Consider the following 10174-nt stretch of genomic DNA (forward strand, 5'->3'; position numbering starts at 1 on the left):
CTACCCCACCTCACCAAAATCCGCCGCCAACACCGCATCCTTCAGCGCCCGCGAATACGCATGCTGCGGATCATCCAACACCGCCCGCGCCCGTCCGCGCTCAACAATCTCCCCCTTGCGCATGATGATAATATTGTCGCTGACATAATAAGCCGTCGCCAGATCATGGGTGATATAGATGATCGAGAGACCCAGCTCGTTTTTCAACCGGCCGAAGAGGTTGACGATCGCCATGCGCAGCGACGCGTCGACCATGGAGACCGGTTCGTCGGCGACCAGCAGGCGGGGCTCAGGGATGAGCGCGCGGGCGATGGCGACGCGTTGCAGCTGGCCGCCGGAGAGTTCGTGGGGGAAGCGGCCCTTCACCTCTTCCAGCGTCAGGCCGACGTGGTGGAGGGCGGTGTCGGCCATCTTCTCCACCTCCCGCCGGTCCGGCCGCTTGCCGGAGGCGGAAAAATTGCGGGCGGTCTCGAAGAGGTAGCGGTCCACCCGCTTCAGCGGGTTGAAGGCTTCGAAGGGGTTCTGCAGTACCGGCTGCACCTCCTTCATGAAGGCCTTGCGCTCGGCCCGGCTGTGGATCGCCACGGTCTTGCCGGCAAATTGCAGCTCGCCTTCCGTCGGCTCGGTCTGGCCGAGGATCATCGCCGCCACCGTCGATTTGCCCGAGCCGGATTCGCCGACGATCGAGAGGATCTCCGGCTCGTCGCCGATTTCGAAGCTGACATCCTTGACGGCGGTGATCAGCCGCCGGCCGAGCATGCCGCCCTGGCGGTAGATTTTCGTCACATGCGAGAGGCTAAGCAGAGTCAAACCTGATCCCCCGTAACCGCAAAACAGGCCACCCGCCGCTCGGGCGCGACGGTGACCAAGGGCGGAACCTTCTGCGAGCAGATCTCCATGCGCTTCGGGCAGCGCGGGTGAAAGCGGCAGCCTTCCGGCGGCATGGCGAGGTTCGGCGGCCGCCCCTCCAGCGAGGGCCGGGTGGTGGGGTCGCCGATCTTCGGCAGGCTGCCGACGAGGTGCTGCGTATAGGGGTGGAGCGGCGCGCTGAAGAGCTTCGCCGTCGGCGCCTCCTCGACCAGCCGCCCGGCATAGACGATGCCGATGCGGTCGGAGACCGTCGCGTGCACGCCCATATCATGGGTGACGAACAGGAAGGACGAGCCCATCTCGCGCTGGATGTCGCGGATCATCGACAAGACGTCGCGCTGCACGATGACGTCGAGCGCCGTCGTCGGCTCGTCGGCGATGATGAACTCCGGCGTCAGGATGGTGGCGAGCGCAATGGTCATGCGCTGGCGCATGCCGCCGGAGAGTTCGTGCGGATAGGCATCGAGCAGCTGCGGATCGAGCTTCAGCCGCTGCAGGTGGTTGGCGACCTTCTCGAAAAACACGGGCTTGCTCACCTTCACGTGGCGGAAGGCGAAATCGGTGAAGGAATGGCGGATCCGGCGCACCGGATTGAGCACATTCATCGAGCCCTGCATGATGTAGGAGAGATGCTTCCAGCGCAGCGCCACGCGCTCCTCCGGCGTCATCGCATAGAGATCCTGGGTGCCGCCGCCGAAATGGAATTTGACGCTGCCGGAAACGACACGGAGCGGCGGCCGGATGGCGCCGGCAATGGTCTTGATCAACGTCGTCTTGCCGCTGCTCGATTCGCCGGCCACGCCATAGACCTCGCCGCGGCGGATCGTCAGGCTGATATCGTCGACAGCGCGCACCTCGCGATCGACGCCATAGAGGAAGGCGCGGTAATAGGCTTTCAGGTTCTCGATTTCGACCAGATTCTCCATGCTAACTTCCCATCCGGTTCAGCCGGCTGCGCGGATCATTGTATTCGTTCATCGACATGGAGAGCAGGAACAGCGCCAGGAAGAGAATGACGATGACGGCGACGGGGGCGGCGACCCACCACCAGATGCCCGAAATCAGCGCCGAATGCGCATTGGCCCAGTAGATCATCATGCCCATGGTCGGCGTCTCGATATCGGTGAACCCAAGCACCGAAAGCGTGATCTCCATGCCGATCGACCAGATCATGTTGTTCATCGTCGTGGCAAAGACGATCGGCAGCACATAGGGCAGGTGCTCCTCGACCAGGATCTTGCGCATCGTCATGCCGGAATAGACGCTCTGGGTGGTGAAGGGCCGGCTCTTCAGGCCGAGCGCCACGGAGCGGATCAGCCGCGCATCATAGGACCAGCCGAGCGAGGCCATGATGACGATCAGCGCCACCCAGGTCATGTTGTCCTTCAGCACGAAATAGAAAAGGATCAGCAGCGGAAATTGCGGGATCACCATGACGCTGTCGTTGATCGCCATCAGCACCCGGTCGACCGCGCCGCCGGCATAACCGGCGACGAGGCCGACAACGAGCGAGATGATGCGCGAGAGAAAGGCGACGCCGATGCCGAAATAGAGGGTGTTTCGAAGGCCGATCGTCAGCTGCCAGAAAACGTCCTGGCCGCGCGATGTGGTGCCGAGCCAATATTCGCCGTCCGGCGGCATGTCGGGCGGCAGGAGATAGATGTCGGTCGCGCCATAGGGCGAGAAATAGGACAGGATCACCAGGCCGACGATGACGGCAAAGAGCAGCAGGCCGCAGAGGAATTCCATATTCTGGCGGGCGAGGTCGCGGATGATGGTAAACATGGCCTATTCCACCTTGATGCGCGGATCGATCAGCGGGCTCAGCACGTCGATGATGAAGACGGCGGCGGCAACGCCGACGATCGAGAGTGCGCTGAGGCCGAGCACCAGGCTGTAGTCGCCGGCATGCACCGCTTCGATCAGCAGATTGCCGATGCCGGGATAGCCGAAGACGATTTCGGTGATGACGGTGCCGTTGAAGATCGCGCCGAGCGACATGGCAAGCCCGGTGAATTGCGGCACCATGGCGTTGCGGGCGATGTAGGAGCGCAGGATCTTGCCCTTCGGCACGCCGCCGAGCTCGGCAAAGACGACATAGTCGTCGGTGATGATGTTGGAAACCAATGCCCGCATGCCGATCAGCCAGCTGCCGGCTCCGACCAGGATCAGCGACAAGGCCGGCAGGATGGAGTGTTTGAGGATATCGACGACGAGCGCAAAGGAGAGGTCCAGATTGGCGTTCATCTCATAGCCGCCATTGATCGGCAGCACCGGCCAGATGAAGCCGAAGACGATGAGCAGCACGAAGGCGAGGATATAATAGGGGATGGGCAGCATCGCGATGAAGACGAGGCTGACGGCCTTCAGCACCATGTCCTTGCGATAATAGCCGGCAAGCGCGCCGATCGCATTGCCGAGCACGAAGGTGATCAGCGTCGAAACCGTCATCAGCCCGATCGTCCAAGGCAGCGAGCGCAGGATGATGGTGGAGACGGGGGTCGGAAAGGCCGAGAGCGAGGGGCCGAGATCGCCGGTCGCCAGCCGCAGCCAGAAATGCAGATATTGCTGCCAGATCGAGCCCTGCATGCCGTAAAGCTCGCGCAGCGACTGGCGCATCAGCTCGATCGCGTTGGGATCGGACTGACCCATCTGGGTAATGGCGCCTATGCTTTCTTCGACCGGATCGATCGGGGTCAGGTGGGTGACGAAGAAGGTGATCGTCACGCCGAGAAAGACGACGAGCAGGAACTGACCAAACCGCTTCAGCACAAAGATCAGATAGGGCGTCATAAGGCGGAAGTTCCTTTCTGCTTCCCTTCTTGAAAGGATCGACGAGCATGGCAGCTGGGGCTCATGCCCGCCGATGAGGGGGCCGGCGCGATGGCTTACGCGCCGGCGTTGGGAGGGTTATTGCGGTTGAGCCGGCTTCAGCTTGACCATCATCAGCCGCGAATTCGCCCAGTTCGGCACCGGATCCGTATAGGGGTCCTTGATGGTGGGATAACCGGTCCAATAGGTCGTATCCATCGAGGTGAAGACGTTATAGGACATCAGCGGGATCGTCGGCATTTCGCGGGCGACCAGCTTCAGATAATCCTTGCCGAGCTCCATGCCCTTCGGATCGTCGGCGCTGATGCCGCGGATGCTCTCGATGATCTTGTCGAGCTCCGGATTGGACCAGCGCTGCCAGTTGCGCGGCGGCTGAACCTCGCCCTTCTTGGCGACGAACTGCGAGTGCCAGCTGTCGAGGAAGAAGGAGAGGTCGGGATCGCCGCCCCAGGTTTCGACGCTCCAGGCGATCGCCACCTGGAAATCGCCGGGCTGCAGCGCCGTCTGCCACAGTTTCGCGGCCGGCACAGCTTTGGCGTCGATGCCGAAGGCCGCCCATTGCTGCGCGATCAGCGTGCCGGCGCGGGTGAAGACCGAGCGCGTGTCGCCTTCGACCGTCATGCGGATCTTGAAGGGCTGTCCATCAGGGGTCAGCCACTTGCCGCCTGACTTTTTGAAGCCGGCCTTCTCCAGCAGTTCACCGGCCGCTTTCGGGTTCGGTTTCCACCAGCCGTAGCCGAAGGCACCGCTGATCGCTTCCGGATCGGTCGGGATCTGGTCCTTGAACTTCGGCTGCTTGCGCAGGATATCGGCGATCTGCTGCCCGACCGTCGGGTCATAAGGCTTGATCTTGCTCTTGCCGGTATCGATCTCGAAATCCTTCAGCCAGTCCTGCATCGGCGCCTGATAGTCTTTCATCGTCGCCGCCGTCGGCGGCACGCCGAGTGCCGAAAGCGTCGCCGCGCCGCGATAGCTCGCCATGTCGACGGCCTTGATGTCGATCAGGAGGGCCAGCGCCCAGCGCACGTCGGCTTTGTCGAAGGGCGCTTCCTGGGTGTTGAAAATCACCGCCGGCAGCGTCGGATCCGGATGGGCGAAGGGAAAGCCCGGGAACCAGGTATCAACAGTTTTCGACTTCTCCTTGAGGGTGAACATGCCCTCCGGCGTGTTGTCGTGGATGATATCGAGATTGTGCTCGAGCTGGGCGATCGTGCGTTTATCCGGCGGGCCGGGATCGGTATAGGTCACATATTTCGGAGCCGGCTCGCCGAAGCGGGCAAGCGAGGTGCGCTGCCAGTCGTCGCGCTTCTCCCAGGTATACCATTTGCCCTGCGGATCGTAGGCCTTCAGCTTGTAGGCGCCGAGCGAGACGGGATTGGCGAAATCGTAGCGCAGCGGATCTTCGACCTTCTCGAAGACGTGCTTCGGCATGATCCAGGCGCCGTTCCAGCGCACGGTGAAGATCGCATGGAAGCGCGAATTCGGCTTCTTCAGCTTGAACACCACGGTCTGCGGATCGGTCGCCTCGACACTTGCCACCTGCACCGAGAAGGCCGCACTCCAGATCATGCCGGGGTGGTCCATCTGGGTCTTGACGGTATAGACGACGTCATCGGCAGTGAATTCGACGCCGTCGCTCCAATAGAGCCCCTTGCGCAGTTTCACCGTCATTTCGGTGAAGTCGGCATTATATTGCGGCTTGTCGGCGGCGAGCGAATTGTCCCAGGCCGCACCGCCAAGCCCCTGTTCGGGGTCGATATACCAGAGCGTATCCATGGTCAGCTGCTGCAGGCCGGTGGAAACCCCGCCGCCGCCATTGACCCAGATGTTGAACCAGCCGGGATTCTTGATCGTCCCTTCCGGATTTTCAACGATGAGCGTCTCCTTGCGCGGCAAGGAGGTATAGTCTTGGGCTCCGGCCACCGCGGTCAGGCCGAGCGTGGCCAGCACGAAGCCGAATGCAAACCTCTTCCACTTTTGCATGAACTCCTCCCTTGTAAGCGACGATGCGGCGGCCTTCGAGGCACGCAGGGCCATGTCGCGGTTGTCGGTTCCCAGAAGCGGGCTTGTGAGCCTGACGCTTCGGCGAACCATCCTCCGGCCGCCTGCCTCCTCGCAGGGGGCCGATTTCTCAGCCGGGCCGATCGGCACCGGCGGCGGCTGTCACACCGACAGCCGGATGACGTTGTAGGACAGCGGTTTCAGCGCCGCCCGCACCCGTCCATCCTCGATCCTTGCCGTCTCGACCTTGGCGGGCACGACCGTCTCCGGCCGCCGCGCCGTGTTGACGGCTTCGAGATCGCCATGGGTCATCTCCACCTGCTCGATCAGCCGGGCGCCGCCGAAACCTTCCAGCCGCACGTCGAGATCGAGCGCGCTATCCGGATGGCGGTTGACGGCAAAGAATGTCAGCGTCCTGCCATCCTCGGAATGCACCGCCGAGACGTCGAGATAGGGAACCTCGTTCTCCTCGTCGCTGTCATAGGTCGGGCCGTCGACGACGAGCTGCAGGGCCGATCCGCGGCCATATCGGGACGCGTAATAGAAGGGATAATAGATCGTCTGGCGCCAGGCCGCACCACCATCCTCGGTCATGATCGGGGCGATGACGTTGACGAGTTGGGCGATGCAGGCGATGCGCACCCGGTCGGAGCGGCGGATGAAGGTGTTGAGGATGCCGCCGACCTGCAGCACGTCCTCGAAATTATAGACGTCCTCGAGCAGATGCGGCGCATCCGGCCATTCGTCGCGCGCCAGGATCTCCTTGTCCTGCTGGTTGGAATGATACCAGACGTTCCATTCGTCGAAGGAAATGCCGATCGTCTTCTTCGAGCGCTTCTTCGCCTTGATGTAATCGATGACGCCGCCGATCGTGGTGATGTAGCGGTCGAGCTTGGTCGCCCGGGCAAGGTAGTTCAGCGTGTTCTTCTCGCGGTTGGCGAAATACATATGCAGCGAGATGTAGTCGGCGCTGTCATAGCACTGGTCGAGAACCTCGGCCTCCCATTGCGGATAGGTCTTCATGTCGGAATTCGACGAGCCGCAGACGACGAGCTCGAGCGACTTGTCGAAGCCGCGCATGGCTTTGGCCGTCTCATCGGCCAGCCGGCCATATTCATAAGCCGATTTGTGACCGACCTGCCAAGGGCCGTCCATCTCGTTGCCAAGGCACCAGAGTTTGACATCATGCGGATTGGACCAGCCGTGCTTGCGGCGCAGGTCCGACCAGTAGGTGCCGCCGGGATGGTTGCAATATTCGAGGAAGTTGCGGGCAGCGTCGAGGCCGCGTGATCCCAAATTGACGGCCAGCATCGGCTTGGTATTGGCCTTCTTGCACCAGTCGACGAATTCGTTGACGCCGACCTGGTTGGCCTCGCGGGTGCGCCAGGCAAGGTCGAGGCGCACCGGGCGTTCCGAGCGCGGACCGACACCGTCTTCCCAATTATAGGCCGAGACGAAATTGCCGCCGGGATAACGGCAGTAGGGCGTGTCGAGCTCGCGCACCAGATCGAGCACGTCGCGGCGGAAGCCGTCTTCATCGGCCGTCGGATGTCCGGGCTCGTAGATGCCGCCGTAGATCGCTCTGCCGAGATGCTCGAGAAACGAGCTGTAGAGCCTGGCGTCAATGGTCGCGATGCGGAAATCGCGGTGGGCAACGACATTCGTCTTCAACGGATCCTCCCCGTTTATGTATCAGGATTTTTGTTTTCGTGCCTCTAACTTGATATCAGGAATGTCGTGATGTCAACCGAAAGGCGGATTTAATCATACTAATGCCAATCCGAAGGAAAAGTATTTAGAACCAATAACTTGATTAAGTTTAGCGACCGCTGAAACACGAAATAAATGCGATTTTTAAATCAGGATATCCGATATTAAGTTTTCAGACATGCAGCCGCATGGTGATGTCGCGGCCGTGATTGCCGAAGCCGCGGCCGAAAATATTGACGCCGCCGGTATGGCCGGCATTTTCGGCGATGCCGACGCGCAGGCGGATCGACGAATGCTGGCCGAGCGCCAGATCGCTGAGCGTGATATTCGATGCGGCGATACCGTCGATGAAGGTGCCGCGCGTCGAGATCCGCCAGGTCTTCATCGTCCCGTATTGCGAACCTTCGAGCTTCCACCAGGCCGGCGTGAAGGCGCCGCGCTTGTCGCCGTAATCGCCGGGCGAGGTCCAGGTGCCGATCGCCATGCCGTTGACCCAGAGCGTGATGTCGGAGGGCCAGTCCGGATTGGTGCCGGGCACTTCGGATGACAGCTCCAGCGAAAATTCGATAGCGCGAATATCCTTGTTCAACACCTTGGCATTGTTGGGGAATTTATACTCGACATAACCGCGGCCAAACCACACCAGCCCGGCCTGCATGCGCTGCGGATCGAGGAAATAATCCGGCACATCGAGCGGTCCGATGACGCTCTCGGTCGAGCAGAGGCCGCAGGGCGCATGCACGTCACAGCTCGTATAGAGCCCGACCGGCATCTCGACCTCGATGATATTGTTGGCCCGCTGCGCCGCGCTTTCCTCGAAGCTGATCAGGATTTCGCTATAGACCGCCGAGCAGATCTTCTGGTTGCCCTTGCGCGCCTTGGCCAGCCGGGAATCGACGAGTCCGGCATCTTCCAGGATCTGGATGCCGGTGGCGACGGTGGACTGCGGCAGGGAAAGCGCCTGGGCGATATCGTTGATATTGAGCGGCCCCTTGGCGCAGAGCAGCTTCAATATCTCGATCCGCGCCGGCGCCGACAGCGCCCGAATGGCCTCACTATTCTCGCCGGCGGCAATAGTCAAAAACGAGCGTTCCATCATTTCCCCATAGTTTCCGATAGAATGATGTATATCGGAAATTATGATGCAGCAAGTGGGCGGCGCGGAAAGAGACCCCTCTGCGAGAGGACAATGCCTCACCGACCTCGTTGCGAGAACGTAGCTCAGTTGAGCAGGCAGCGACCAGGCATGTCAGCGACGGTATGCGCGATCCTGGATAGGGTCGGCAAAAGTGCGGAATTAGGAATATTTCATCCACGGCAAACGACGCTTGGCTTGTTACAGTCTAGCGTGGCGAGCACCGAATTCTTGCAATAATTGCTTTGTGTGGTTGTTGACGACGATTAATTTTCATCTTCTTGGCGAAGTTCCTACTTGCAATTAGAAATATTTGCGACCTTAAAACGCGTAAATTTTCAGCACGTCTTCATCTGGGGATTCATGCGTCAGTTTCGTTCGGGTGTTGCAGCTTTCGCTGCAGCGGTTCTTTGTGCGTTGTTTGTTGCGCCGGGCATAAACTCTGCAGTGGTCGGAACCGCGGCTGCGGCCGAGACCGGCAAAGCCAACGGCAGCGGCCTTGGCAATGGAAGCACGGGCGGCCTCGGCGGGACAGCCACCCAGCCTCCGGCGACGTCCGATCTTGGTTCCGATTCCGCTGTAGCTCATTCGCAACCAGACAAGGCCATCGACCGAACCACGCTCGGCAAGGATGGTCAGGCGCCGGCCGCAGGCGCCGCCGAGGGTGAGACGCTGACGGTTGACGGACAGGACAAAGGCGCTGCTTCGTCGGCTGAGTCGAATGCGACGCAAGCTGCGGGCGCCACCACGCTTGCTGCGACGGCCACGACAGTCCAGCCGGATTCGGCTGCCGTCAATGCGCCTGAGAAAGCATCGGTGCCGCAGATCTCCAGCAATGGGTCGCTAACGCACCTCATCGAGCTAGGCACGCCGGAATATCGCGACATCGCGCCGAAGTTCGCGCTTCATTATGATTCCGCCCGCAGGTCTCGGCTCGGCGGCCTGTACCAAGGCTGGCTGGGATATGGCTGGGGTCTCGACGGCCTTAACGTCATCGAACGGGAAAGTGGTGGCGGCGGCGTGCCGGCATTGAGTAACCCCGTTGACGTCTATGTGCTGAACGGCGAAACTCTGGTTGCCTGTTCGGCTGCATCCAGCTGTCAGCCCGGGTCGACGCACACGACCGAACATGAGTCGGCGCAGCGGATCATTTTAGACTCGACCACAAATCGGTGGACGGTCACCGACTCCAAAGGGGTCGTGACCACGTTCCAATCTGTGGCGGAAATTGCCGGCACGCCTGCCGCTTATCCAAATCGGATCTTACGCTATCTGCCGACCTCGGTGGTGGATCCGAACGGCAATCGGGTGGCTTACTTCTATACCTGCCCCGACGTTCCAATGTGTTATCCCACACGGATCGAATACGGACGCTCCTTTATTACGTTCGGCTATGAGCCGCGGCCCGACTACCAGCCGGTAGCCAACGGTTCCGGTATTACATGGAACCGCTACCGGCTCAAATCCGTCGCTTACAGTGTGGCTGCCGAGGCCGGCCTCAGTGGCGGCTACGCCCTGTCCTACAATCAGGCGCCATTCTCGAATGCATCGTAAGCGACAAGCAGACCCCATCTGGCGAAGCAGCTTAGCGGTCGGCTATCGGTAGCGGACACGATGAACTGCTGT

The 10174-nt window shown here is 61.0% G+C and carries 8 protein-coding genes; 1 reads left to right on the plus strand and 7 read right to left on the minus strand.

Translation table 11 applies throughout. The annotated features are described in order from the left end of the window. The 7 genes from CO660_RS12415 to CO660_RS12445 all read right to left on the minus strand — a co-directional run bounded on the left by CO660_RS12415 (position 1) and on the right by CO660_RS12445 (position 8512). On the minus strand, positions 1–759 hold the full coding sequence (locus tag CO660_RS12415; RefSeq protein WP_097598958.1) for an ATP-binding cassette domain-containing protein: 759 nt from the start codon (positions 757–759) through the stop codon (positions 1–3). A gap of 47 nt (positions 760–806) precedes the next feature. Further along, positions 807–1796, minus strand: coding sequence for an ABC transporter ATP-binding protein (locus tag CO660_RS12420; protein ID WP_097598934.1), 990 nt, complete (start codon positions 1794–1796; stop codon positions 807–809). A gap of 1 nt (position 1797) precedes the next feature. Further along, a complete protein-coding gene (locus CO660_RS12425) occupies positions 1798–2655 on the minus strand; it encodes an ABC transporter permease (protein WP_064808333.1) in 858 nt (285 codons plus the stop codon). A 3-nt stretch (positions 2656–2658) separates the two neighbouring features. Beyond that, the gene (locus CO660_RS12430; RefSeq protein ID WP_097598935.1) at positions 2659–3663 is read right to left on the minus strand and encodes an ABC transporter permease; all 1005 of its coding nucleotides are present in this window, start codon (positions 3661–3663) and stop codon (positions 2659–2661) included. Between the two features lie 117 nt (positions 3664–3780). Next, complete coding sequence (locus CO660_RS12435; protein WP_097598959.1) at positions 3781–5685, minus strand: ABC transporter substrate-binding protein; 1905 nt, start codon at positions 5683–5685, stop codon at positions 3781–3783. Between the two features lie 180 nt (positions 5686–5865). Next, on the minus strand, positions 5866–7374 hold the full coding sequence (locus CO660_RS12440) for an alpha-N-arabinofuranosidase (protein ID WP_097598936.1): 1509 nt from the start codon (positions 7372–7374) through the stop codon (positions 5866–5868). A gap of 211 nt (positions 7375–7585) precedes the next feature. Further along, positions 7586–8512 carry an ArsR family transcriptional regulator gene (locus CO660_RS12445; RefSeq protein ID WP_170965829.1) on the minus strand — a complete coding sequence of 309 codons (927 nt, stop codon included), beginning with the start codon at positions 8510–8512 and terminating at the stop codon, positions 7586–7588. 333 nt (positions 8513–8845) lie between these two features. On the opposite strand from CO660_RS12445, the gene CO660_RS12450 reads away from it, so the two are divergent. Further along, entirely contained in the window at positions 8846–10102 is a 1257-nt protein-coding gene (locus CO660_RS12450; protein ID WP_141504842.1) for a SpvB/TcaC N-terminal domain-containing protein, read from the plus strand. Positions 10103–10174 lie beyond the last annotated feature (72 nt).

The sequence above is a fragment of the Rhizobium sp. L9 genome (assembly GCF_002531885.1).
GTDB lineage: Bacteria > Pseudomonadota > Alphaproteobacteria > Rhizobiales > Rhizobiaceae > Rhizobium.

Coding starts and splice junctions, on each gene's coding strand:
- CO660_RS12425 (WP_064808333.1), bottom strand. CDS start 2,655: ATGTTTACCATCATCCGCGACCTCGCCCGCCAGAATATGGAATTCCTC.
- CO660_RS12445 (WP_170965829.1), bottom strand. CDS start 8,512: ATGATGGAACGCTCGTTTTTGACTATTGCCGCCGGCGAGAATAGTGAG.
- CO660_RS12420 (WP_097598934.1), bottom strand. CDS start 1,796: ATGGAGAATCTGGTCGAAATCGAGAACCTGAAAGCCTATTACCGCGCC.
- CO660_RS12430 (WP_097598935.1), bottom strand. CDS start 3,663: ATGACGCCCTATCTGATCTTTGTGCTGAAGCGGTTTGGTCAGTTCCTG.
- CO660_RS12435 (WP_097598959.1), bottom strand. CDS start 5,685: ATGCAAAAGTGGAAGAGGTTTGCATTCGGCTTCGTGCTGGCCACGCTC.
- CO660_RS12415 (WP_097598958.1), bottom strand. CDS start 759: ATGCTCGGCCGGCGGCTGATCACCGCCGTCAAGGATGTCAGCTTCGAA.